This is a genomic window from Pseudomonas sp. PvP009 (assembly GCF_017832995.1).
GTDB classification, from domain to species: domain Bacteria; phylum Pseudomonadota; class Gammaproteobacteria; order Pseudomonadales; family Pseudomonadaceae; genus Aquipseudomonas; species Aquipseudomonas syringae.
Genome location: NZ_JAFIBG010000001.1, coordinates 424,322 through 447,387, shown reverse-complemented (window position 1 = coordinate 447,387; position 23,066 = coordinate 424,322). Strand labels below are relative to the sequence as shown.

The following is a 23,066-nucleotide window of genomic DNA, read 5'->3' as shown; positions in this document are numbered from 1 at the left end:
GCGACCCTGTATAAAACCGGCTCTCTGTCACGCTGGCCGTCTCTGTCATTTCAGACAGCGGTGTCTACCGGCTGCAGACTGGTAAGCAACTGCCCGAGCTGCGCCAGCTCTGGGCGACGTGACAATACCGCCTCTATATAAGCGAAAAAGCGCGGAACGTCTTCCAGGTAGCGAGGTTTTCCATCGCGGTGGCAAATGCGGGCAAAAATGCCGATCACCTTCAAATGTCGCTGTACACCCATCAGATCACTGGCGCGCTCGAATGCGGCGAAATCTTCCTGTACCGGGATGCCGAGGGCCCGCGCCTGATCCCAGTAGGTGCGCAGCCAGTCACTGACGCGCTCCTGTGGCCAGCTCAGGAATGCGTCCTTGAACAGGCATGTCACGTCATAGGTGACCGGGCCATAGACCGCATCCTGAAAGTCCAGCACGCCTGGGTTAGGCTCGCTGATCATCAGGTTTCGCGGCATATAGTCGCGATGCACCAGTACTTTGGGCTGTGCCAGGGCGCTGTTGATCAACAGCTCACTGACCTGCTGCCAGTCGCTCAGTTGCGCCTCATCCATCTCGATGCCCAGGTGCTGCTTTACGTACCACTCGGGAAACAGCTCCAGCTCACGGCGCAGCAGCGCGACGTCATAGCTGGGCAACGGAGCGTCCATAGGCAGTTGCTGGTAGGCCAGCAACGCCTGGATAGCATCAGCGAACAAGGCATCGGCATTATCGGCGTCAATGACATCCAGATAAGTCTGACGGCCCAGATCGTTGAGCAGCAAAAAGCCTTGTGTCAGGTCTTCGGCATAAATTTTTGGAACATTAATGCCCGACTTTTCCAATAAATGAGCGATATCCACGAACGGTTTGCAGTTTTCCTGCGGTGGAGGGGCGTCCATGACAATAAAAGTTCGGTCCGCACCCTCCCAGCGAAAATAACGGCGAAAACTTGCGTCACTGCTGGCCGCAGTCAATGTAGCCGGGGGCACGGCGCCCCAACCGTGCGCCGAAAACAGCGCCGGCAACTGCTCATCGAGCCAAACTTTCAGGGATTGCAGGCGTATATCTTGATCTGACATTACAAGGGTCTCCGACGGCGCTAGCCGTCAAGCGGGTCATGCTTTATTATCCGGAATCTTTTTCAGCCCATCGAGAGGCGTGCGGCCCCCCCGCGGGCAGATGGCGCGCAGGAAGCCCGGACTAATAAGATGGCATTGAAATCCCCCGCGTTTCGTAAAAAATTTCCGTTGCTCGTAACCGGCAGTCTGCTGGCGATGCAACCTCTGGCCACTCAGTTCGTGGTCGCCGCGGAACAGTATGACTGCTCAGTCTCTGCTTCGGGTGCCTGGAACTGTGCGCCGAAATCCAATGCTGCTGCAGTGGATCTGCCTCCGCGCCCCGTGCATGACACGACGTCGGTCAGTTCCAACGGCACGGTCACCTCACAAGGCACCTCTTCGGGTGAACAGTCTGCGGGTACGCAACTGGTCACTGAAGCCAAGGGCAAAGGTCTGAAGTCGCGTAGTGCTGACTACAGCCACCTCGATTGGGTTCCTCGCGAAAAGCTTACCGCAGCGCAACTGGCCGAGACCGGCCCGTATTGCTCGGGTGCCTACGTCGAGCCGATCCGTCCTGGCATGGACGACAAGACGCCGATGAAAGACGCGCCAATGTTCGTGGGAGCCAAGGCTTCGCGTTACGAACAGGAAGCGCAGGTCGCCACGCTGGCGGGTGATGTCGTGATGCGTCAGGGCAGCATGCAGGTGCAAGCCCAGGAGGCTGCACTGCATCAGGCCGAGAACCGTGGCGAGCTGAACGGCGATGTCCGTCTGCGCGACAACGGTGCGCTGATCGTCGGTGACAAGGCCGAACTGCAACTCGATACCGGCGAAGCCCGTGTCGACAACGCCGAGTACGTCCTGCACAAGTCGAACATTCGCGGTAATGCCCTGTACGCAAAGCGTGCAGAGAACGCGATCATCCGGCTCAAGGACGGTACCTACACGACGTGCGAGCCGAACAGCAACGCCTGGACGCTCAAGGGCAACAACATCACGCTGAACCCGGCCACCGGCTTTGGTACAGCGACCAACGTTACCCTGCGGGTCAAGGACATACCGGTTCTGTACACGCCGTATATCTACTTCCCGATCGACGATCGTCGTCAGTCCGGTTTCCTGCCGCCGACCATTGCAGCAGGCGGCGACAACGGCTTCACACTGGTCACCCCGTACTACTTCAATCTGGCGCCGAACTACGACGCCACGTTGTACCCGCGTTACATGGCTGATCGTGGCTTGCTGATGGAAGGCGAGTTCCGCTACCTGACCAAGGGCAGCGAAGGTCAGTTCGGCGGCGCGTACCTGAACGACGAGAATGACGATCGCAAACAGCAGTCGGACTACGACAAGACCCGCTGGATGATCAACTGGCAGCACAAGGGCGGGCTTGATACGCGCTGGCTGACCCAGGTCGATTACACCGACATCAGCGATCCGTACTACTTCCAGGATCTGGAAACCGATCAGATCGGTGTCAAACGGACGGACTACCTCAACCAGCAGGGCTCCTTGACCTACCGTGGCGACAGCTTCTCGGCAGTGCTCAATGCTCAGGCCTACAAGCTGGCGACGGTTGCCAACGTTACGCCGTACAATCGCCTGCCTCAGCTGACGCTCAACGGTACGCTGCCCTACAACCCCGGTGGTCTGAAGTTCGATTACCAGACCGAAGCGGTGCGTTTCGAACGTGATCTGCGCAGCGGCGCGTTCATCGATGAAGACGGCAACCCGGAAACACGTCTGGACAACAACATCTCCGGCCTGGCTCGGGCCAACGGTGATCGCCTGAACCTGGCACCGTCCGTCAGCCTGCCGATGAACTGGACCTATGGTTTCCTGACGCCGAAGCTGAAGTACGTCTACACGCAATACGATCTGGATCTGGACAGTCAGGGCAGAAACACCCTGCTGGCCGGCGAAGAGTACAGCAGCAGCCAAAGCCGCAGCGTGCCGATCTTCAGCGTCGACAGCGGCCTGTACTTCGACCGCAATACCAACTGGTTCGGCAAGGATTACCGCCAGACCCTGGAGCCGCGCCTGTTCTATCTCTATGTTCCCGAGAAAGACCAGACCGACATCCCGGTATTCGACACCAGCGAAAGCACGTTCAACTTCGCCTCGCTGTTCCGTGACAACCGCTTCACCGGTTCCGACCGCATCGGCGACGAGAACAAACTGTCGCTGGGCGTCACTAACCGCTGGATCGAGGACAACGGCTTCGAACGCCAACGCTTCAGCATTGGTCAGGCGCTGTATTTCGAAGACCGCAAGGTGCAGTTGCCAGGCGTGGTGTTCGCGGATCGTGATGATGCGCGTTCAAATGTTTCGCCTTATGCACTGGAATACGAATACCGCTTCAACCGCGACTGGCGCTTCAATTCCGATTTCAACTGGGATCCGGACAGCCGAAGCACCCGTTCGGGCAGCGCGATGTTCCACTACCAGCCTGAAGACAATCCGAACAAGATCGTCAACCTCGGCTATCGCTATCGCAACGACCAGATTCGTTACGACGAAAGCACCGGCCGTTGGGTCGTGGGTGGTGGTGACTACGGCACCCCGGGTTCGCCAAACTACGTGAAGGACTACTACAAGATTCAGCAGCACGATTTCTCGGTCATCTGGCCGATCGTGCCGCAGTGGAGCCTGATCAGCCGTTGGCAGTATGACTACAACCGTGAACGCACCATCGAAGCTTTCGGCGGGTTCGAGTACGACAACTGCTGCTGGAAAATGCGTCTGGTCAATCGCTACTGGATCGACTACGACGAGTTCAGCCAGGCAGCACCTCAGAACGAGAAAGGCGACCGCGGCATATTCCTACAAATCGTGTTGAAGGGGCTCGGCGGTGTAACTGGCGCCAAGGTAGACAGCTTCCTCGACAAAGGCATTCAAGGTTATCGTGAACGTGAAGACCAAGCTTTCTGATTGTCTGCGCCCGCTGATGCTGGGCGCGTTACTCCTGAGCGGTGCAGTGCATGCTGCGGTTCAACCTCTGGACAGTGTCGTGGCTATCGTCGACAACGATGTGATCATGAAAAGCCAGATGGACCAGCGTGTACGTGAAGTTCAGCAGACCATTGCCAAGCGCGGCTCTGGTGTACCGCCTGCAGAAGCCCTGCAACCACAGGTTCTGGATCGTCTGATCCTGGAAAACCTGCAGTTGCAGATGGGCGAACGCTCTGGCATTCGTGTCTCCGACGAAGAGCTGAACCAGGCCATCGGCACCATTGCCCAGCGCAACAACATGAGCGTGGAGCAGTTCCGCGCCGCGCTGGCGCATGACGGCCTGTCCTATAACGATGCGCGCGAACAGGTGCGCCGGGAAATGATCATCAGCCGCGTGCGTCAGCGCCGGGTGGCCGAACGTATCCAGGTGTCCCAGCAGGAAGTGAAGAACTTCCTCGCCTCGGATATGGGCAAGGCTCAGTTGTCTGAAGAGTTTCACCTGGCCAACATTCTGATCGCCACACCTGACAGCGCTTCCTCGGACGCCATCCAGGCTGCTGCGGTCAAGGCCAAGGGCATCTACGACCAGTTGAAGAAAGGTGCTGACTTCACCCGTCTCGCAGCCACCTCCTCGTCCAGCGAAAATGCACTGGAAGGCGGCGACATGGGCTGGCGCAAGGCTGCACAATTGCCACCGCCCTTCGGTGACATGCTCAGCTCGATGCCTGTCGGTGACGTGACGCCTCCTGCGCGTACGCCGGGCGGTTTCATCATCCTCAAGCTGCTGGAAAAGCGCGGCGGCCAGGGTGAGGCGCAAATGCGTGATGAAGTGCATGTGCGTCATATCCTGATCAAGCCAAGCGAAATTCGTAACGAGGCAGAGACCAAGCGTCTTGCAGAGAAGATCTACGACCGCATCCAAAACGGCGAAGATTTCGCCGAGCTGGCGAAAAGCTTCTCGGAAGATCCGGGCTCTGCACTCAATGGCGGCGATCTGAACTGGGTTGATCCCAACTCTCTGGTTCCGGAATTCCGTCAAGTGATGAGCGAAACGCCACAAGGCGTCTTGTCCAAACCGTTCCAGACCCAGTACGGCTGGCATGTTCTAGAAGTGCTCGGTCGTCGCTCCAAGGACGCTACCGATCAGGCTCGGGAACAGCAGGCGCTGAACGTATTGCGCAACCGCAAGTACGACGAAGAGCTGCAAACCTGGCTGCGTCAGATCCGCGACGAAGCCTACGTTGAAATCAAACTCCCTGGCGCGACCCAGGCTGCACAGTGAAACCCAAGCGTTTCGCACTGACACCCGGCGAGCCGGCCGGCATAGGTCCTGACCTTTGCCTGCTGCTCGCCACGCAGCCTCAGCCATACCCCCTGATTGCCATCACCAGCCGCGACCTGCTCCTTGAGCGGGCCGCGCAACTGGGTGTGTCGGTCAGTCTGATAAAGGTCACGCCCGACGCGTTTCCCGACCTGCCTGCGCCTGCCGGCAGTCTGTACGTCTGGGATACGCCACTGGCCGCTCCGGTGGAAACCGGCGTGCTGAACAAAGCCAATGCTGCATTTGTTCTGGAAACCCTGACTCGCGCGGGCCAGGGCTGCCTGGACGGACTGTTCAGCGGCATGATCACCGCCCCGGTGCACAAAGGCGTGGTCAACGACGGCGGTATCGCGTTTTCCGGACACACCGAATTTCTCGCTGAACTGACTCACACCGAACAGGTGGTGATGATGCTGGCAACCGGCGACCTGCGCGTAGCACTGGTGACCACTCACCTGCCGTTGCGCGATGTGGCCGACGCCATCACAGCGGATCGTCTGGAGCGCGTGACACGCATCCTGCACGCCGACCTGGTCAACAAGTTCGGCATTGCCCATCCACGCATTCTGGTCTGCGGCCTCAACCCTCATGCCGGCGAAAGCGGGCATCTGGGTCGTGAGGAAATCGACATCATCGAACCTGCTCTGGAGCGCCTGCGCAGCGAAGGCCTGGACTTGCGCGGCCCGCTGCCTGCAGACACTCTGTTTACCCCCAAATATCTGGAGCACTGCGACGCAGTGCTGGCGATGTACCACGATCAGGGCCTGCCCGTGCTGAAATACAAAGGTTTCGGCGCAGCGGTCAATGTGACGCTCGGCCTGCCAATCATCCGCACCTCTGTCGATCACGGCACGGCGCTGGACCTGGCCGGCACTGCGAACATCGACACCGGCAGCCTGCACGTCGCACTGCAAACCGCCTACCAGATGGCCGAGACCCATTCATGACCGAGCAATACCAACACCGGGCGCGCAAGCGCTTCGGGCAGAACTTCCTGCACGATGCAGGCGTTATCGACAAGATCCTGCGTGCCATCCGTTCCAAACCTGAAGACCGGCTGCTGGAAATCGGGCCGGGCCAGGGTGCACTGACCGAGGGCCTGCTCGACAGCGGCGCTCAGCTGGACGTGGTCGAGCTGGACAAGGACCTGATCCCGATCCTGAACGGTCAGTTCGCCAGCAAGCCGAACTTCAACCTGCATCAGGGCGATGCGCTGAAATTCGACTTCAACACCCTCGGCGCCGAACCGCGCAGCCTGCGGGTGGTGGGCAACCTGCCGTACAACATCTCGACGCCGCTGATTTTTCACCTGCTGCAGAACGCCAGCCTGATCCGCGACATGCACTTCATGCTGCAAAAGGAGGTTGTCGAGCGTATGGCTGCCGGACCCGGCGGTGGTGACTGGGGCCGTCTGTCGATCATGGTCCAGTACCATTGCCGCGTCGAACACCTGTTCAACGTCGGACCGGGTGCATTCAACCCGCCGCCGAAAGTGGACTCGGCCATTGTGCGCCTCGTCCCTTACGAAACACTGCCGCACCCTGCCAAGGATCACCGTGTGCTGGAGCGCATCGTGCGTGAAGCGTTCAACCAGCGTCGCAAGACCCTGCGCAACACCCTCAAGCTGCTGTTGACCAGCGATGAGATCACCGCTTCCGGAGTAGACGGCAGCTTGCGTCCCGAGCAGCTCGATCTGGCTGCATTCGTTCGTCTGGCAGACACTCTCAGCGAAAAAGTTGTGACAGAGTGAACCCTGGGGACAAGTAAACGGCAGGCTCAGTCTTCATTTTCCGCTTACTTGTCCTAGACTGATCTACCTGCCGCACACGCCCTTTTTTCGCAGCTATGGATTTCAAGGCCTATTGCATGCCCGATTCTCGTTACAAGGTCGACGTCAGCGTCGTCACACGCTTCCTCTCGGAGCAGTCGCAACCTGAGCAGAACCGTTTCGCTTTCGCCTACACCATTACCGTGCACAACAATGGCGAGCTCCCTGCCCGGCTGCTGTCGCGGCACTGGGTCATTACCGACGGTGATGGCAATGTCGAGGAAGTACGTGGCGAAGGCGTGGTTGGCCAGCAGCCACTGATCAAGGTCGGCCAAAGCCATACCTACAGCAGTGGTACGGTCATGACCACCAAAGTCGGCAATATGCAGGGCACTTACCAGATGCTGGCCGAAGACGGCAAACGCTTCGATGCCGTTATCGAGCCTTTCCGCCTGGCCGTTCCGGGCTCGCTGCACTGATGGCGGTGTATGCGGTGGGTGACCTGCAAGGCTGCCTTGAACCTCTGCAATGCCTGCTCGAGCACGTGCACTTCAACCCGGAGCAGGATCGCCTTTGGCTGGTGGGTGACCTGGTCAACCGTGGCCCGCAATCGCTGGAAACGCTTCGCTATCTGTACAGCATTCGCGAATCGCTGGTGTGCGTGCTCGGCAATCATGACCTGCACCTGCTGGCAGTGGCCCGTAAAAGAGAGCTGCTGAAGAAGGGCGACACGCTGCTTGAAATCCTTGAAGCGCCTGATCGTGACGACCTGCTTGGCTGGGTGCGTCGGCAGAAGCTCATGCATTACGACGCAGAACGCAATGTCGCCATGGTGCATGCCGGTATCGCGCCACAGTGGACGCTGAAAAAGGCCTTGAAGCACGCTGCCGAAGTCGAGCACGCGCTGCAGGACGACACGTTGTACGGCGCCTTTCTCGACGGCATGTACGGCAATGAACCGGCCAAGTGGGACAACGACCTGCAAGGCGTGACGCGTCTGCGGGTCATCACCAACTACTTCACCCGCATGCGCTTCTGCACCAGCGACGGCAAACTCGATCTGAAGAGCAAGGAAGGGGTCGGCACCGCGATACCTGGCTATGCGCCCTGGTTCAGCCACCAGAGCCGCAAGACCCGCGACGTGAAAATCATTTTCGGCCATTGGGCTGCGCTTGAAGGTCGCTGCGACGAACCTGACGTCTTCGCCCTCGACAGCGGATGTGTCTGGGGTGGCTCGATGACGCTGCTCAATGTCGATACGCTTGAACGTCATCAGTGCAATTGCGATGCTATCGGCAATGCCGCCGACGGGCTTGTTACCCGCATGCAACCCGGCGCTACTCCCCTTCCGTAACCTCAGGCTCAGGAGCCCAGGCAATGACTGAATTCAAACGTATCCCACCTGAACAGGCCCAGGCTCTGCGCGAGCAAGGCGCCGTGCTGGTCGATGTTCGGGACCCACAGGCTTTCGAGAGCAATCACATTCCCGATTCCGTGCATCTGGACAACCACTCGATCGCCGACTTCATCCGCGAAGCCGATCTGGACAAGCCGCTGGTGGTCGTCTGCTACCACGGCAACTCCAGCCAGAGCGCTGCAGCCTATCTGGTCGGCCAGGGTTTCTCCGATGTGTACAGCGTGGACGGCGGTTTCGAGCTGTGGCGCGCCACTTACCCGCAAGAAACCGTGCAAGGCTGATAGAAAATATTTTTATGACAGCTGATCCCGCGTTCTACGCGGGCTCGCGAGCCATCTGACGAACGGTCAGCCCGTCTTCTCGCGCATCCCTTCTTTATCTTTCCGAATCCGAACTATCCTTAGCCTAGGCCATCCGTATTCAGGGGAGAGCCGGTACACCGGCGCGTGGGTCATCGGTAGTTACTAGGCTCTGTACGAAAAGTCGGCGAGCGAAGGTCAGGCAAGGCAAAAACAGGCGAGGAAGCGGAGTCTACGTGTTGTAAATGAGCATTCCGAGCCTGTTTTTAACGAAGCATCACCGAGCGCAGCCACTTTTCGTACAGAGCCTAGGGTGTTCTGGGGGGAAACAGCAGCCGTAGTTTGGTCGCTGCCAGCATCGACTGACGATCCGCCGCCGGCTCCACGTATCGAGCGAGGTGACGTCATGAGTATATTCAGCCACTTCCAACAACGCTTCGAAAGCACGCGGCAAGAAGAGCTCTCGCTACAGGAGTATCTGGAGCTCTGCAAACAGGATCGCAGCGCCTATGCCTCTGCCGCAGAACGTCTTCTGCTGGCCATCGGCGAGCCTGAACTGGTGGATACCTCCGCCAACTCCAGGCTGTCGCGCATTTTCTCTAACAAGGTCATACGCCGCTATCCGGCCTTTGCCGACTTCCACGGAATGGAAGAATGCATCGACCAGATCGTTTCGTATTTCCGCCATGCCGCCCAAGGCCTGGAAGAGAAAAAGCAAATCCTGTATCTGCTCGGCCCGGTGGGTGGCGGTAAATCGTCCCTGGCGGAAAAACTCAAGCAACTGATCGAAAAAGTCCCGTTCTACGCCATCAAGGGCTCGCCTGTCTTCGAGTCGCCCTTGGGCCTGTTCAACGCCACGGAGGACGGCGCGATTCTCGAAGAAGACTTCGGGATTCCGCGACGCTACCTGAGCACCATCATGTCGCCCTGGGCGACCAAACGCCTGGCCGAGTTCGGTGGCGACATCAGCCAGTTCAAGGTGGTGAAGCTCTACCCTTCGATTCTCAACCAGATTGCCGTGGCGAAAACCGAACCCGGCGACGAAAACAACCAGGACATCTCTGCGCTGGTCGGTAAGGTGGATATCCGCAAACTGGAAGAATTCCCGCAGAACGATGCCGATGCCTACAGCTACTCGGGCGCGCTGTGCCGGGCCAACCAGGGCCTGATGGAATTCGTCGAGATGTTCAAGGCCCCGATCAAGGTCCTTCACCCGCTGCTCACCGCAACCCAGGAAGGCAACTACAACAGTACCGAAGGACTGGGCGCGATCCCGTTCACCGGTATTTTGCTGGCGCACTCCAACGAATCGGAGTGGCACAGCTTCCGCAACAACAAGAACAACGAAGCCTTCATCGACCGTATCTACATCGTAAAGGTGCCGTACTGCCTGCGTGTCAGCGACGAGATCAAGATCTACGACAAGCTGCTGTTCAACAGCTCGCTGTCCAAGGCGCACTGCGCGCCGGACACCCTGAAAATGCTCGCGCAGTTCACCACGCTGTCGCGCCTCAAAGAGCCGGACAACTCCAACATCTACTCCAAGATGCGCGTGTATGACGGCGAGAACCTGAAAGACACCGACCCTAAAGCCAAGTCGATCCAGGAGTACCGCGACAGTGCGGGCGTCGACGAAGGCATGAATGGTCTGTCTACCCGCTTCGCGTTCAAGATTCTGTCCAAGGTGTTCAACTTCGATCCGCACGAAATTGCGGCCAACCCGGTGCACCTGCTTTACGTACTGGAACAGCAGATCGAACAGGAGCAGTTCCCCGCCGAAACGCGCGAGCGTTATCTGCGCTTTATCAAGGAATACCTGGCACCGCGCTATATCGAGTTCATCGGCAAGGAAATCCAGACGGCGTACCTGGAGTCCTACAGCGAGTACGGTCAGAACATTTTCGACCGCTATGTGCTGTATGCGGACTTCTGGATTCAGGATCAGGAATACCGTGATCCGGAAACCGGCGAGATCCTCAACCGTGTGGCCTTGAACGAGGAGCTGGAAAAGATCGAGAAACCGGCTGGCATCAGCAACCCGAAAGATTTCCGCAACGAAATCGTCAACTTCGTGCTGCGTGCCCGCGCCAACAACAATGGCAAGAACCCGACCTGGCTCAGCTACGAGAAGCTGCGGGTGGTGATCGAGAAGAAAATGTTCTCCAACACCGAGGACCTCCTGCCGGTCATCAGCTTCAATGCCAAGGCCAGCAAAGAAGATCAGCAGAAGCACAACGACTTCGTGACACGAATGGTCGAGAGGGGCTACACGGACAAGCAGGTACGTTTGCTTTCCGAATGGTATCTGCGCGTGCGGAAATCGCAGTAAAGCAGCTGCAAGCTTCAAGCTATCAGCTGCAGGCGACAAGCGATCAACACCCGGTCTCGGGATTGATCGTTTGCTCGCTTGCAGCTTGAGGCTTACAACTTGAAGCTCCCCGGAGGAGCCTATGAGCTATGTGATCGACCGACGTCTCAACGGCAAGAACAAGAGCACGGTAAACCGCCAGCGGTTTCTGCGGCGTTACCGTGATCACATCAAGAAGGCAGTGGAGGAAGCGGTCAGCCGACGCTCCATCACTGACATGGAACACGGCGAACAGATCAGCATTCCCGGGCGTGACATCGACGAACCGGTCCTGCACCACGGTCGCGGCGGCAAGCAGACCGTTGTTCATCCCGGCAACAAGGAATTCACCACCGGTGAGCACATCGCCCGCCCTCAAGGTGGCGCTGGCGGTAAAGGCCCCGGCAAGGCGGGTAATTCCGGCGAAGGGATGGATGAGTTTTCGTTTCAGATTACCCAGGAAGAGTTTCTCGAGTTCATGTTCGAAGACCTGGAGCTGCCGAACCTGGTCAAGCGCAACCTGACCGGCACCGACACCTTCAAGACCGTGCGCGCCGGGATCAGCAACGAAGGCAACCCGTCACGGATCAACATCATCCGCACCCTGCGTTCGGCGCATGCACGCCGCATCGCACTGTCCGGTAGCAGTCGCGCGAAACTCAGGGAAGCGACCGCCGAGTTTGAGCGCATGAAGCGCGAAGAGCCGGATAACTTCGGCGACCTTCAGGAACTGGAAGTAGAAATCGACCGACTGAAGGCTCGCATTCGTCGTGTGCCCTATCTCGATACCTTCGACCTCAAGTACAACCTGCTGGTCAAGCAACCCAACCCCAGCTCAAAAGCAGTCATGTTTTGCCTGATGGACGTCTCCGGCTCCATGACTCAGGCGACCAAGGACATCGCCAAGCGCTTCTTCATCCTGCTGTACCTGTTTCTCAAGCGTAACTACGACAAGATCGACGTGGTCTTCATTCGTCACCACACCAGCGCCCGCGAAGTGGACGAGGAAGAGTTTTTCTATTCCCGGGAAACCGGCGGCACCATCGTTTCCAGTGCATTGAAACTGATGCAGGAAATCATGGCCGCACGCTACCCGAGCAGCGACTGGAATATCTACGCGGCACAGGCGTCGGATGGCGACAACTGGAACGACGATTCGCCCATTTGCCGGGAAATCCTCACCAAACAGATCATGCCTTTCGTGCAGTACTACACGTACGTGGAAATCACGCCGCGTGAGCACCAGGCCTTGTGGTACGAATACGAACGCATCGGTGAAGATTTTGCCGACACGTTTGCCCAGCAACAGCTGGTCTCTGCCGGTGATATCTATCCGGTATTCCGCGAACTCTTTCAGCGAAGGTTAGTGTCATGACCGCCAGAGAGCAGAAGCGCCAACCCCTTTCCACGGGGTCAGAGTGGACATTCGAACTGATCCGCGCCTACGACCGCGAAATCGGCAGGATCGCCGAGCGGTATGCGCTGGACACCTATCCCAACCAGATCGAAGTGATCACGGCCGAGCAGATGATGGACGCCTATGCCTCGGTGGGCATGCCGCTGGGCTATCACCATTGGTCCTACGGCAAACACTTCCTCAGCACGGAAAAATCCTATTCTCGCGGCCAGATGGGCCTGGCCTACGAGATCGTCATCAACTCCGACCCGTGCATTGCCTACCTGATGGAAGAAAACACCATCTGCATGCAGGCGCTGGTGGTGGCCCATGCGTGCTATGGCCATAACAGCTTCTTCAAGGGCAACTACCTGTTCCGCACCTGGACTGACGCCAGTTCGATCATTGATTACCTGGTGTTCGCCAAGCAGTACATCATGCAATGCGAGGAGCGCCATGGCATCGATGCCGTGGAGGACTTGCTCGACTCCTGCCATGCACTGATGAATTACGGTGTGGACCGCTACAAGCGCCCCTACCCGATTTCCGCCGAAGAGGAGCGCCGTCGGCAGAAGGACCGGGAGGAGCACCTGCAGCGGCAGATCAACGACCTGTGGCGCACCATCCCGAAAAGTGCCGACAAGAGCAGCAAGGAAGACAACGCGCGCTTTCCGGCCGAGCCGCAGGAAAACATTCTCTACTTCATCGAGAAACACGCCCCGCTGCTGGAACCATGGCAGCGCGAAGTGGTGCGCATCGTGCGCAAGATCGCGCAGTATTTCTATCCACAGCGCCAGACCCAGGTGATGAACGAAGGCTGGGCGACGTTCTGGCACTACACGCTGATGAATGATCTGTACGACGAAGGGCTGGTCACCGACGGCTTCATGATGGAGTTCCTGCAGTCGCACACCAGCGTTATTTTCCAGCCCGGTTTTGACAGCCCCTACTACAGCGGCATCAATCCCTATGCGCTGGGCTTTGCCATGTATCAGGACATCCGGCGGATGTGCGAACACCCTACCGATGAGGATCGCCAGTGGTTTCCGGAAATTGCCGGCAGCGACTGGCTGACGGCGATCAAGTTCGCGATGACCAGCTTCAAGGACGAGAGCTTCATTCTCCAGTACCTGTCGCCCAAGGTGATTCGCGACCTGAAGCTGTTCAGCATTATGGACGACGACCAGAAGGACGACCTGCTGGTGCCCGCCATTCATGATGAAAACGGCTATCGGACCATCCGCGAAATACTCGCTGCGCAGTACAACCTGGGCAATCGGGAGCCCAATGTGCAGATCTACAGCATCGACCGCCGAGGCGACCGCTCGCTGACCTTGCGCCATCAACAGCACAATCGCAAACCGCTTGGTGACTCGACAGATGAGGTGCTCAAACACCTGCACCGGCTGTGGGGCTTTGACATACACCTGGAAACCTTGCAGGGCGATCAGGTGGTCAAGACCCATCACGTACCCCCGAAAGGCGAGCATGCCGACAGTGAGTATCCCCGGCTTGATATGGCGGTCGTCCACCTTTAAGCGCTAGGGCACTAGCGCGTTAAACGCTTGCTCATACAGCTTTAGCCTCCATAAGTACGACACAAGGTTTATCCTGTCGCGCTTACGGAGGCTTTTTATGCAGATTTATAAAGTGGGCGGTGCTGTACGCGACCGTCTTCTGGGTCAACCTGTCACGGACATCGACTGGGTGGTAGTCGGCGCAAGCACCGAGGACATGCTGATCAAGGGCTATCGCCCGGTCGGTACAGATTTCCCGGTGTTTCTGCATCCGCTGACCAATGAGGAATACGCGCTGGCGCGCACCGAGCGCAAGAGCGGTGTGGGCTACGGGGGCTTTGTTTTCCACGCCAGCCCCGAGGTAACACTCGAGCAGGATTTGATTCGGCGCGACCTGACGATCAATGCCATGGCTGAAGACAAGGACGGTAATTTAACCGATCCCTACAACGGCCAGAAGGATCTGGAAGCGCGGATATTACGTCACGTTTCACCCGCATTCGCCGAAGATCCGCTCAGAGTCTTGCGTGTGGCCCGATTCGCAGCGCGCTACGCCGGTTACGGTTTTACCATCGCGCCCGAGACCCTGGGATTGATGCGACAGCTCAGTGAATCGGGCGAACTCAAGGCGCTGACTGCCGAGCGAAGCTGGAAGGAAATCTCTCGCGCACTCATGGAAGAACAGCCTCAGGTGTTTATCCAGGTACTGCACGACTGCGGCGCGCTCAAAGAGCTGATGCCCGAAGTCGAAGCGTTGTTTGGTGTACCGCAGCCGGCGGCGCATCACCCTGAAATAGACACTGGCGTCCACGTGCTCAGCGTCCTCGAGCAATCCGCGCGCCACAAACACCCGCTAACAGTGCGCTGGGCCTGCCTGCTGCACGACCTCGGCAAAGGGCTGACGCCGGAAGCCGAATGGCCAAGGCACATCGCCCATGAACACACCGGCCTGCGCCTGATAAAAGCGGTCAACGAGCGTTTTCGTGTACCACGGGACTGCCAGGAACTGGCGCTGCTGGTCGGCCAGTACCACACTCACGGCCACCGTGCGCTGGAGCTGAAACCCTCGACCCTGCTGGAGCTGTTGCAAAGCTTCGACGTCTACCGCCGCCCGCAGCGCTTTGAAGAGTTTATTGCCGCCTGCGAGATGGACGCACGGGGACGTCACGGCTTCGAACAACGCAGTTATCCACAGGCCGACTATCTGCGCGGCGCCGCCGAGGTCGCACGCGCAGTATCAGTACAGCCGTTGCTGGAACAGGGCCTGAAAGGCAAGGAACTGGGTGACGCACTGAAGAACGAGCGCTTGAAGGCACTGAAAACCTACAAGGCCGAGCACGTCGCCTGACAGCCTCTCGTGCACGGTTATCGCTCCCGCGCTCCGCGTGGTAGCGCAGCCCTGGACGCTCTGCGTCCGATCTTCAGCTTTGGCACAAGAAGCGTCAGAGCTGGAAGGCGCGGACAGGCTCAGCTACGCAGCAAATCCTCAGGCGTCAGTGCCAACCCGCGCCACTCGAACGCCACCGGCCAAAGCTGCTGATCGATCTGCGCATCAGCCCAGAGTTTGCTGAAAGCAATCCCCACACCGGGATGCAGACGTTCAGGGGCAATCAACGCCAATGGACGCAGTACGAAGGCATTCTTTAGAATTTCTGCCCTCGGCAAGATCAGCCCGTCGAAATTACCGACCTGTTCGCCGTACAGCAGCACATCGATATCCAGCGGCAACCCTTTGCGATCCGGGGCATAACGGCCATTGTCCGCTTCGATGAATTTCAGGCGACGATCCAGCTCCATCAAGGGCAGATCGGTCAGTGCCGACACCACGAGATTGAAGAATGGCCCGCTCTTGATACCCACGGCATGGCTTTCAAAAACCGGCGAACAGCTCAGGTCGGTCAGGAAGCCATCCAGCGCATCGAGCCCCGCAACCAGATGGCGCTCACGCTCGATGTTGCTCCCCAGGCCGAGGAAAATCCGCGTCAGCGACATCCGCGCTCGATCTCCACGCCCACACCGGCAGCGGCCGCTACAGCACCGGGCTTGGTCAGTTTCAGGCGCAGCCAGGGAATATTGAATTCACCCATCAGCACTTCGGCCAGTCGCTCGGCGAAGGTCTCCACCAACTGGAACTGTGCCTGCTCGGCGAACGCCTGAATACGTGTCGAGACACTGGCGTAGTCGAGGGCCTTGCTCAGATCGTCCCCTGCGGCTGCGGGGCGATTGTCCCAGGCAAAGCTGAGGTCCAGACGCAGGCACTGACGAATGCCGCGCTCCCAGTCATAGGCGCCAATGACCGTATCGACCTCAAGGCCCTCGATGAAAACTCTGTCCAAGCACTACTCTCCACTGCACGACAAGGGCGCGATGCGCCGTTAGAATCAGGGCATCCTCGCCCGGAATGGTTCGCATGTTTTGGTTAATGGCCACCTTCGCCTACCTGCTTGGCTCGCTGTCCTTCGCCATCCTGCTCAGCCGCCTGAGCGGCAGGCCGGACCCGCGCGCCAGTGGCTCCGGCAATGCCGGCGCGACCAACATGCTGCGTCTGGCCGGGAAAAAACTCGCCATCCTGACCCTGCTCGGCGACCTCTGCAAAGGCCTGGTGCCGATCCTGATCGCCAGCGCCTTGGGCATGGACATCGCACAACAGGGCTGGATCGGCGTCTGCGCAGTGCTGGGCCATCTGTTCCCGCTGTACTTCCGCTTCCGCGGTGGCAAAGGCGTAGCGACCGCCGCCGGTGTGCTGCTGGGCCTGTATCCGCCCGCCGCTGCCCTGGCGATAGTCGCCTGGCTGCTGACGCTGTACCTGACCCGCACCAGCTCGCTTGCCGCCCTGATTGCCACACCCCTGACCCTGCCATTGCTGGCGTGGCAGGAGCCTCATGCTTTGCTGCCGATGAGCGTGTTGACCCTGCTCATCGTCTGGCGCCATCGCGGCAATCTACGCGACCTGCTCGCCGGGCGCGAACGACATTTCTGAGGCGTAACCCGCCTCGTCTGCCGTCACAGCCCCGACAACTGCTCCATGGGCCAGCGCGCCTGCACGCTGATGCTCAAATCTTCCTTCTGCCCGACCTGCAAACGCTGGCACCCGGCAAAAGCGATCATGGCGCCGTTATCGGTACAAAACTCGGGCCGTGCGTAATAGACATGGCCGCGCAAGTCGCCAAGCATGCTTTCCAGCGAAGCGCGCAGCGCCTTGTTGGCGCTGACGCCACCGGCAATCACCAGGCTCTTGAGACCGGTCTGCTTGAGCGCGCGCTTGCACTTGATGGTCAAAGTCTCCACTACCGCCTGCTGGAAGGCCAGAGCGATGTCGCAGCGGGTTTGCTCACTGTCGTCTCCAGCGTTTCGGCATTGCTGCCAGGTATTGAGCGCGGAGGTTTTCAGGCCGCTGAAGCTGAATTCCAGCCCGGGACGATCGGTCATCGGCCGAGGGAAGACGAAACGCCCTGCCACGCCCTGCATGGCCGCCTTTGAAATCTCCGGACCGCCGGGGTACTGCATGCCCATCATCTTGGCGGTCTTGTCGAACGCCTCGCCTGCGGCGTCATCCAGCGTCTCGCCCAGCAGCTCGTACTGACCAATGCCGTCGACGCGCACCAACTGCGTATGACCGCCGGACACCAGCAAGGCGACGAACGGGAACTGTGGCGGGTTTTCTTCCAGCATAGGGGCCAGCAGATGACCTTCCATGTGATGCACGCCCAGCGCCGGGATATCCCAGGCGAACGCCAGCGCCTGAGCGCACGAAGCGCCGACCAGCAAGGCGCCGACCAATCCAGGGCCGGCCGTGTAGGCAATGGCGTCGATATCAGTGGCCACGCAGTCCGCCTTGGCCAGTGTCTGGCGAATCAGGGGCAGCATGCGCTTGACGTGATCGCGCGAAGCCAGCTCCGGCACCACACCGCCATAGGCACGATGCAGGTCGATCTGGCTGAATAATGCGTCCGCAAGCAAACCGCGTTCGCTGTCGTATAACGCGACGCCGGTTTCGTCGCAGGAGGTTTCTAATCCCAGTACTAGCATGGGGTTGCGCCTTGTAGGGGGCAGATTTGAAGGCGCGCATAATAGTCGCCGGCCGAGGTGCCGACCAGCGGTTTTCGATCAGAGGCTTTGCATTCCTCTCAATGAGGGGTTAACATCCGCAACCCTTAAAAACCGACGTACTTTTGTGCAGTGTTTGCACTGAGCGTTGACCCCGGTAATGAATGAAGGTAGCTCTGGATGCCAGCCGTCAAAGTTAAAGAGAACGAACCCTTCGACGTAGCTCTGCGTCGTTTCAAGCGCTCCTGCGAAAAAGCCGGTGTTCTGGCTGAAGTTCGTAGCCGCGAATTTTACGAGAAGCCGACTTCGGAGCGTAAGCGCAAGGCAGCAGCTGCTGTCAAACGCCACGCCAAGAAAGTCCAGCGCGAACAGCGCCGCGCCGTTCGTCTGTATTAATTTACAGACCTTCGTCGCAAGCTTCTGCCTTGCCCGGCCAACCAGCCGGGCTGTCGGCAGTTACAGCTTCGCTGTTTTGCGTTTGCTTTATTGATTGACCCTGTCCAGGCCGCACATGCGACTCGGATATTCAGTCAAGCACGTCACGGCCTGTTCACAGGCTACATCGGTCATGCCCACTCGGGCAGCACATCGACCGATGACAAGACGAGTATGCCTTGATGACTTCGCAAGAAGCTCAGCCAAGGCAGCGTCTTCCGTGTCCTCAGGCTCTGACCACTCACCGTGGGCAAAAAAGCCTGTGGCCTTTCTGATCCACTCGCGGGATCAGATCTATTCCTTTCAGGCCAACACCGTCCTTCGGATGCAAAGACGTGCCCGTTTATTGCCGACGTCTTCAAAAAGACGGCTGACAGGCTGACGGAACGCTCGTAGAGTCATCCGATACTTTTGCACCACGCTTGAATGATGAGAACGCCATGGCCGGGCTGATTCCCCAGAGCTTTATCGACGACCTTCTGAACCGCACCGATATTGTCGATGTTGTCAGTTCGCGCGTGCAGCTCAAGAAAGCCGGGAAGAATTACACCGCGTGCTGCCCGTTCCACAAAGAGAAAACACCCTCTTTCAGCGTCAGCCCGGACAAGCAGTTCTATTACTGCTTCGGTTGCGGCGCAGGTGGCAACGCGCTCGGCTTCATCATGGACCACGACAACCTGGACTTCCCCCAGGCCGTCGAAGACCTGGCCAAGGCCGCCGGCATGGAAGTGCCTCGCGAACAGAGCGTAAAAGGCCAGAAGCCCCGGCAGCCGACCGATTCCCCGCTCTACCCGCTGCTGACCGCCGCCGCCGAGTTCTACCGCCAGGCCCTGAAAAGCCACCCGTCACGCAAGGCTGCGGTGGATTACCTCAAGGGCCGCGGGCTGTCCGGCGAAATCGCCAGGGACTTTGGCCTGGGCTTCGCCCCTCCCGGCTGGGACAACCTGTACAAGCACCTGAGCAGCGACTCATTGCAGCAAAAGGTGATGATCGATGCCGGCCTGCTGATCGAGAACGCCGAAACCGGCAAACGCTACGACCGCTTCCGCGACCGGGTGATGTTTCCGATCCGTGACTCACGCGGGCGCGTCATCGCCTTTGGCGGCCGCGTACTGGGCGATGATAAACCCAAGTATCTGAACTCCCCGGAAACACCGGTTTTCCACAAGGGCCAGGAGCTGTACGGGCTGTTCGAGGCGCGCAAATTCAATCGCAACCTCGATGAAATCATCGTCGTTGAAGGCTACATGGACGTCATCGCCCTGGCCCAGCAAGGGTTGCGCAATGCCGTGGCCACGCTGGGTACTGCAACCAGCGAAGAGCATTTGAAGCGTCTGTTCAGGGTCGTGCCTAACGTACTGTTCTGCTTCGACGGCGATCAGGCCGGACGCAACGCTGCATGGCGTGCGCTGGAAGCGACCCTGTCGAACCTGCAGGACGGACGGCGGGCGCGCTTTCTGTTTCTTCCCGAAGGCGAAGACCCGGACACGCTGGTGCGCTCCGAAGGCACCGACGCGTTCAAGGCACGCATCAATCAGCACGCGCAGCCGCTGGCCGATTATTTTTTCGAGCAACTGACCAAAGAGTCCGATCCGCGCTCGCTGGAGGGCAAGGCGCACATGGCCACCCTTGCGGCGCCATTGATCGACAAGGTACCCGGCGCGAACCTGCGTATTCTGATGCGTCAGCGCCTGACCGAAATTACCGGACTGACCGGCGAAGCCGTCAGCCAGCTGGTGCAGAGCGCGCCGGCAGAGGCACCACCGAGTTACGACCCGTATGTCGACTACGACGCCATGCCTGATTTTGCCGATTACCAGCCACAAGGCGGTTATGAGCCTCAGCAGGAATGGACGCAGAAGAAAACCGGCGGTCCGAATCAAAAAAAATGGGAAAACACGTTCTCGGGCAAAAAAGGCAAGCGGCAGGAGTTCAGACAGCGCGCGCCGCGAATACCGACCGCCGTCGAACCTCCGATGCAGACTGCACTGAGAACACTGCTGCACCACCCGGAACTGGCCGAAAAGGTCGAAAATGCAAGCAACTTCGCGGCAGAAGACCACCCCAACGCTCAATTATTGATCGCGTTGATTGAAGCCAGGCAAAAGAATCCCAAACTGCGGTCGTTACAGTTGATAGCACGCTGGCACGGGACCGAACAGGGCAATTTGCTGCGAGCCCTGGCCGAAAAGGAATGGCTGATTGAGGCCGACAACCTTGAACAACAGTTTTTCGACACTATAACTAAGCTATCGGCAGGCCAAAGCTTGCGAAAAATTGATGAGCTGGTCAGAAAAAGCAGTGAAACCGGCCTGACGGCCGAAGAGAAAGCGCAGTTGGTAAAGCTGCACAGCCTTAATCATTCTGCACAAAACCCGACCTCAACTGGCGCGTGAGGTCATAGCTCGGGTATAATCCTCGGCTTGTTTTTTGCCCGCCAAGACCTTCAGTGGATAGGGTGTTATGTCCGGAAAAGCGCAACAGCAATCTCGTATCAAAGAGTTGATCACCCTGGGTCGTGAGCAGAAGTATCTGACTTACGCAGAGGTCAACGACCACTTGCCCGAGGATATTTCAGATCCCGAGCAGGTGGAAGACATCATCCGCATGATCAACGACATGGGGATCCCGGTACACGAGAGTGCTCCGGATGCGGACGCCTTGATGCTGGCCGACGCCGATACCGACGAGGCAGCCGCAGAAGAAGCGGCTGCAGCGTTGGCAGCGGTCGAGACCGACATCGGGCGTACCACCGATCCTGTTCGTATGTACATGCGGGAAATGGGTACCGTTGAACTTCTGACCCGTGAAGGCGAAATCGAAATCGCCAAACGTATCGAAGAAGGCATCCGTGAAGTAATGGGCGCAATTGCGCACTTCCCAGGCACGGTTGACCACATTCTCTCCGAATACACACGCGTCACCAGTGAAGGCGGTCGCCTTTCCGATGTCCTGAGCGGCTATATCGACCCGGACGACGGCATTGCGCCGCCTGCCGAAGTCCCGCCGCCTGTCGACCCCAAAGCCGCGAAGGCAGAAGGGGCCGATGACGACGAGGAAGAGTCGGCAGACGCCAGCGACGAAGAAGACGAAGTCGAGAGCGGTCCTGATCCGGTCATCGCCCAGCAGCGCTTCGGTGCGGTTTCCGATCAAATGGAAATCACCCGCAAGGCCCTGAAGAAATTTGGTCGCGACGACAAGCACGCCATTGCCGAAATGGTTGCGCTGGCCGAACTGTTCATGCCGATCAAACTGGTTCCAAAACAGTTTGAAGGTCTGGTAGAGCGTGTACGCGGTGCTCTTGAGCGTCTTCGTGCTCAGGAACGCGCCATCATGCAGCTGTGTGTACGTGATGCACGTATGCCGCGCGCCGACTTCCTGCGCCAGTTCCCGGGCAACGAAGTTGACGAAAGCTGGACTGACGCACTGGCCAAGGGCAAGAGCAAATACGCAGAAGCCATCGGTCGCCTGCAGCCTGACATCCAGCGTTGCCAGCAGAAGCTGTCCGCACTGGAAGAAGAGACCGGCCTGAAAATCGCCGAGATCAAGGACATCAACCGTCGCATGTCGATCGGTGAGGCCAAGGCCCGCCGCGCGAAGAAAGAGATGGTTGAAGCGAACTTGCGTCTGGTGATCTCCATCGCCAAGAAGTACACCAACCGTGGCCTGCAATTCCTCGATCTGATCCAGGAAGGCAACATCGGTTTGATGAAGGCTGTGGACAAGTTCGAATACCGTCGTGGCTACAAGTTCTCGACCTATGCCACCTGGTGGATCCGTCAGGCGATCACTCGCTCGATTGCCGACCAGGCACGCACCATTCGTATTCCGGTGCACATGATCGAGACGATCAACAAGCTCAACCGCATTTCCCGGCAGATGTTGCAGGAAATGGGTCGCGAGCCGACCCCGGAAGAGCTGGGCGAACGCATGGAAATGCCTGAGGATAAAATCCGCAAGGTATTGAAGATCGCAAAAGAGCCGATCTCCATGGAAACCCCGATCGGTGACGACGAAGATTCGCACCTGGGTGACTTCATCGAAGACTCGACCATGCAGTCGCCAATCGATGTCGCCACTGTTGAAAGCCTGAAAGAAGCGACACGCGAAGTGCTGTCGGGCCTTACTGCCCGTGAAGCCAAGGTTCTGCGCATGCGTTTCGGCATCGACATGAATACCGATCACACTCTTGAAGAGGTTGGTAAGCAGTTTGACGTAACCCGCGAGCGGATTCGTCAGATCGAAGCCAAGGCACTGCGCAAGCTGCGTCACCCGACAAGAAGCGAGCACCTGCGCTCGTTCCTCGACGAGTAATCGCACCAACGAGTCAACAAAACCCCCGGCATGCCGGGGGTTTTGCGTTTCCGGGGCAAAAGAAAATTCAAAGTTTGCAGGCTCAGTTGTCAATTGACCCAATCAAGAAGAGGTCAGACATCAGTCTAATTGCAGCTCCTGAAGAATTGACCTACAACTATGTATCACACCAGACACCAGCGCTCTTCGAACCAAGCCTTG

Annotated in this window: 19 protein-coding genes; 15 read left to right on the top strand and 4 right to left on the bottom strand. The window is 58.6% G+C overall.

What is annotated here, in order from left to right; genetic code table 11:
- Window positions 1-50: 50 nt before the first annotated feature.
- A complete protein-coding gene (locus tag JOE29_RS01865) occupies window positions 51-1,073 on the bottom strand; it encodes a phosphotransferase (protein WP_210078752.1) in 1,023 nt (340 codons plus the stop codon).
- Window positions 1,074-1,202: 129 nt separating this feature from the next.
- Here JOE29_RS01865 and JOE29_RS01860 point away from each other — a divergent pair, with 129 nt between their 5' ends.
- From JOE29_RS01860 to JOE29_RS01810, 11 genes are all read left to right on the top strand, one after another.
- Window positions 1,203-3,983 carry an LPS-assembly protein LptD gene (locus tag JOE29_RS01860; RefSeq protein WP_046266096.1) on the top strand — a complete coding sequence of 927 codons (2,781 nt, stop codon included), beginning with the start codon at window positions 1,203-1,205 and terminating at the stop codon, window positions 3,981-3,983.
- Window positions 3,964-5,286 carry a peptidylprolyl isomerase gene (locus tag JOE29_RS01855; protein WP_003341160.1) on the top strand — a complete coding sequence of 441 codons (1,323 nt, stop codon included), beginning with the start codon at window positions 3,964-3,966 and terminating at the stop codon, window positions 5,284-5,286. The genes JOE29_RS01860 and JOE29_RS01855 overlap by 20 nt, the downstream gene beginning before the upstream one ends.
- Entirely contained in the window at window positions 5,283-6,272 is a 990-nt protein-coding gene (gene pdxA, locus JOE29_RS01850) for a 4-hydroxythreonine-4-phosphate dehydrogenase PdxA (protein ID WP_210078751.1), read from the top strand. Before JOE29_RS01855 ends, pdxA begins: the two co-directional genes overlap by 4 nt.
- A complete protein-coding gene (gene rsmA / locus JOE29_RS01845; RefSeq protein ID WP_046720060.1) occupies window positions 6,269-7,075 on the top strand; it encodes a 16S rRNA (adenine(1518)-N(6)/adenine(1519)-N(6))-dimethyltransferase RsmA in 807 nt (268 codons plus the stop codon). Before pdxA ends, rsmA begins: the two co-directional genes overlap by 4 nt.
- A gap of 116 nt (window positions 7,076-7,191) precedes the next feature.
- Entirely contained in the window at window positions 7,192-7,572 is a 381-nt protein-coding gene (gene apaG / locus JOE29_RS01840; protein ID WP_003316251.1) for a Co2+/Mg2+ efflux protein ApaG, read from the top strand.
- Window positions 7,572-8,447, top strand: a complete 876-nt coding sequence (locus JOE29_RS01835) for a symmetrical bis(5'-nucleosyl)-tetraphosphatase (protein WP_074955575.1) — start codon at window positions 7,572-7,574, stop codon at window positions 8,445-8,447. The genes apaG and JOE29_RS01835 overlap by 1 nt, the downstream gene beginning before the upstream one ends.
- 23 nt (window positions 8,448-8,470) lie before the next feature.
- The gene (glpE, locus tag JOE29_RS01830) at window positions 8,471-8,791 is read left to right on the top strand and encodes a thiosulfate sulfurtransferase GlpE (protein ID WP_003341167.1); all 321 of its coding nucleotides are present in this window, start codon (window positions 8,471-8,473) and stop codon (window positions 8,789-8,791) included.
- A gap of 424 nt (window positions 8,792-9,215) precedes the next feature.
- Window positions 9,216-11,138 carry a PrkA family serine protein kinase gene (locus JOE29_RS01825; protein WP_003341169.1) on the top strand — a complete coding sequence of 641 codons (1,923 nt, stop codon included), beginning with the start codon at window positions 9,216-9,218 and terminating at the stop codon, window positions 11,136-11,138.
- Between the two features lie 121 nt (window positions 11,139-11,259).
- On the top strand, window positions 11,260-12,531 hold the full coding sequence (locus JOE29_RS01820; protein ID WP_003316246.1) for a YeaH/YhbH family protein: 1,272 nt from the start codon (window positions 11,260-11,262) through the stop codon (window positions 12,529-12,531).
- On the top strand, window positions 12,528-14,090 hold the full coding sequence (locus JOE29_RS01815; protein WP_003419771.1) for a SpoVR family protein: 1,563 nt from the start codon (window positions 12,528-12,530) through the stop codon (window positions 14,088-14,090). The genes JOE29_RS01820 and JOE29_RS01815 overlap by 4 nt, the downstream gene beginning before the upstream one ends.
- A 97-nt stretch (window positions 14,091-14,187) precedes the next feature.
- Window positions 14,188-15,417, top strand: coding sequence for a multifunctional CCA addition/repair protein (locus JOE29_RS01810; RefSeq protein WP_003422712.1), 1,230 nt, complete (start codon window positions 14,188-14,190; stop codon window positions 15,415-15,417).
- Between the two features lie 119 nt (window positions 15,418-15,536).
- On the opposite strand, the gene folK is transcribed toward JOE29_RS01810, so the two are convergent.
- Window positions 15,537-16,061, bottom strand: coding sequence for a 2-amino-4-hydroxy-6-hydroxymethyldihydropteridine diphosphokinase (folK, locus tag JOE29_RS01805; protein WP_003351503.1), 525 nt, complete (start codon window positions 16,059-16,061; stop codon window positions 15,537-15,539).
- Window positions 16,052-16,405 (bottom strand): dihydroneopterin aldolase, encoded by a 354-nt coding sequence (gene folB, locus JOE29_RS01800; protein ID WP_003316242.1) that lies wholly within the window; start codon window positions 16,403-16,405, stop codon window positions 16,052-16,054. The genes folK and folB overlap by 10 nt, the downstream gene beginning before the upstream one ends.
- Before the next feature lie 74 nt (window positions 16,406-16,479).
- Here folB and plsY point away from each other — a divergent pair, with 74 nt between their 5' ends.
- Window positions 16,480-17,049: a glycerol-3-phosphate 1-O-acyltransferase PlsY gene (plsY, locus tag JOE29_RS01795; RefSeq protein WP_024683321.1), complete on the top strand. Its 570-nt coding sequence runs from the start codon at window positions 16,480-16,482 to the stop codon at window positions 17,047-17,049.
- Between the two features lie 23 nt (window positions 17,050-17,072).
- Here the strand turns inward: plsY and tsaD are convergent, their stop codons facing one another.
- Window positions 17,073-18,098 carry a tRNA (adenosine(37)-N6)-threonylcarbamoyltransferase complex transferase subunit TsaD gene (gene tsaD, locus JOE29_RS01790; RefSeq protein ID WP_210078750.1) on the bottom strand — a complete coding sequence of 342 codons (1,026 nt, stop codon included), beginning with the start codon at window positions 18,096-18,098 and terminating at the stop codon, window positions 17,073-17,075.
- A gap of 198 nt (window positions 18,099-18,296) precedes the next feature.
- Here tsaD and rpsU point away from each other — a divergent pair, with 198 nt between their 5' ends.
- From rpsU to rpoD, 3 genes are all read left to right on the top strand, one after another.
- The gene (rpsU, locus tag JOE29_RS01785) at window positions 18,297-18,512 is read left to right on the top strand and encodes a 30S ribosomal protein S21 (RefSeq protein ID WP_002551877.1); all 216 of its coding nucleotides are present in this window, start codon (window positions 18,297-18,299) and stop codon (window positions 18,510-18,512) included.
- Window positions 18,513-18,991: 479 nt separating this feature from the next.
- Window positions 18,992-20,947: a DNA primase gene (gene dnaG / locus JOE29_RS01780; RefSeq protein WP_122255953.1), complete on the top strand. Its 1,956-nt coding sequence runs from the start codon at window positions 18,992-18,994 to the stop codon at window positions 20,945-20,947.
- A gap of 67 nt (window positions 20,948-21,014) precedes the next feature.
- Window positions 21,015-22,865 carry an RNA polymerase sigma factor RpoD gene (gene rpoD, locus JOE29_RS01775; protein ID WP_003316235.1) on the top strand — a complete coding sequence of 617 codons (1,851 nt, stop codon included), beginning with the start codon at window positions 21,015-21,017 and terminating at the stop codon, window positions 22,863-22,865.
- Window positions 22,866-23,066: the final 201 nt, after the last annotated feature.

What these genes read in the sequence shown, in the direction of transcription:
- tsaD (WP_210078750.1), bottom strand. Translation starts at nt 18,098, where the DNA reads ATGCTAGTACTGGGATTAGAAACCTCCTGCGACGAAACCGGCGTCGCG.
- plsY (WP_024683321.1), top strand. Translation starts at nt 16,480, where the DNA reads ATGTTTTGGTTAATGGCCACCTTCGCCTACCTGCTTGGCTCGCTGTCC.
- JOE29_RS01810 (WP_003422712.1), top strand. Translation starts at nt 14,188, where the DNA reads ATGCAGATTTATAAAGTGGGCGGTGCTGTACGCGACCGTCTTCTGGGT.
- folK (WP_003351503.1), bottom strand. Translation starts at nt 16,061, where the DNA reads ATGTCGCTGACGCGGATTTTCCTCGGCCTGGGGAGCAACATCGAGCGT.
- rpsU (WP_002551877.1), top strand. Translation starts at nt 18,297, where the DNA reads ATGCCAGCCGTCAAAGTTAAAGAGAACGAACCCTTCGACGTAGCTCTG.
- dnaG (WP_122255953.1), top strand. Translation starts at nt 18,992, where the DNA reads ATGGCCGGGCTGATTCCCCAGAGCTTTATCGACGACCTTCTGAACCGC.
- JOE29_RS01825 (WP_003341169.1), top strand. Translation starts at nt 9,216, where the DNA reads ATGAGTATATTCAGCCACTTCCAACAACGCTTCGAAAGCACGCGGCAA.
- rpoD (WP_003316235.1), top strand. Translation starts at nt 21,015, where the DNA reads ATGTCCGGAAAAGCGCAACAGCAATCTCGTATCAAAGAGTTGATCACC.
- JOE29_RS01860 (WP_046266096.1), top strand. Translation starts at nt 1,203, where the DNA reads ATGGCATTGAAATCCCCCGCGTTTCGTAAAAAATTTCCGTTGCTCGTA.
- rsmA (WP_046720060.1), top strand. Translation starts at nt 6,269, where the DNA reads ATGACCGAGCAATACCAACACCGGGCGCGCAAGCGCTTCGGGCAGAAC.
- glpE (WP_003341167.1), top strand. Translation starts at nt 8,471, where the DNA reads ATGACTGAATTCAAACGTATCCCACCTGAACAGGCCCAGGCTCTGCGC.
- JOE29_RS01820 (WP_003316246.1), top strand. Translation starts at nt 11,260, where the DNA reads ATGAGCTATGTGATCGACCGACGTCTCAACGGCAAGAACAAGAGCACG.
- apaG (WP_003316251.1), top strand. Translation starts at nt 7,192, where the DNA reads ATGCCCGATTCTCGTTACAAGGTCGACGTCAGCGTCGTCACACGCTTC.
- JOE29_RS01815 (WP_003419771.1), top strand. Translation starts at nt 12,528, where the DNA reads ATGACCGCCAGAGAGCAGAAGCGCCAACCCCTTTCCACGGGGTCAGAG.
- JOE29_RS01865 (WP_210078752.1), bottom strand. Translation starts at nt 1,073, where the DNA reads ATGTCAGATCAAGATATACGCCTGCAATCCCTGAAAGTTTGGCTCGAT.
- JOE29_RS01835 (WP_074955575.1), top strand. Translation starts at nt 7,572, where the DNA reads ATGGCGGTGTATGCGGTGGGTGACCTGCAAGGCTGCCTTGAACCTCTG.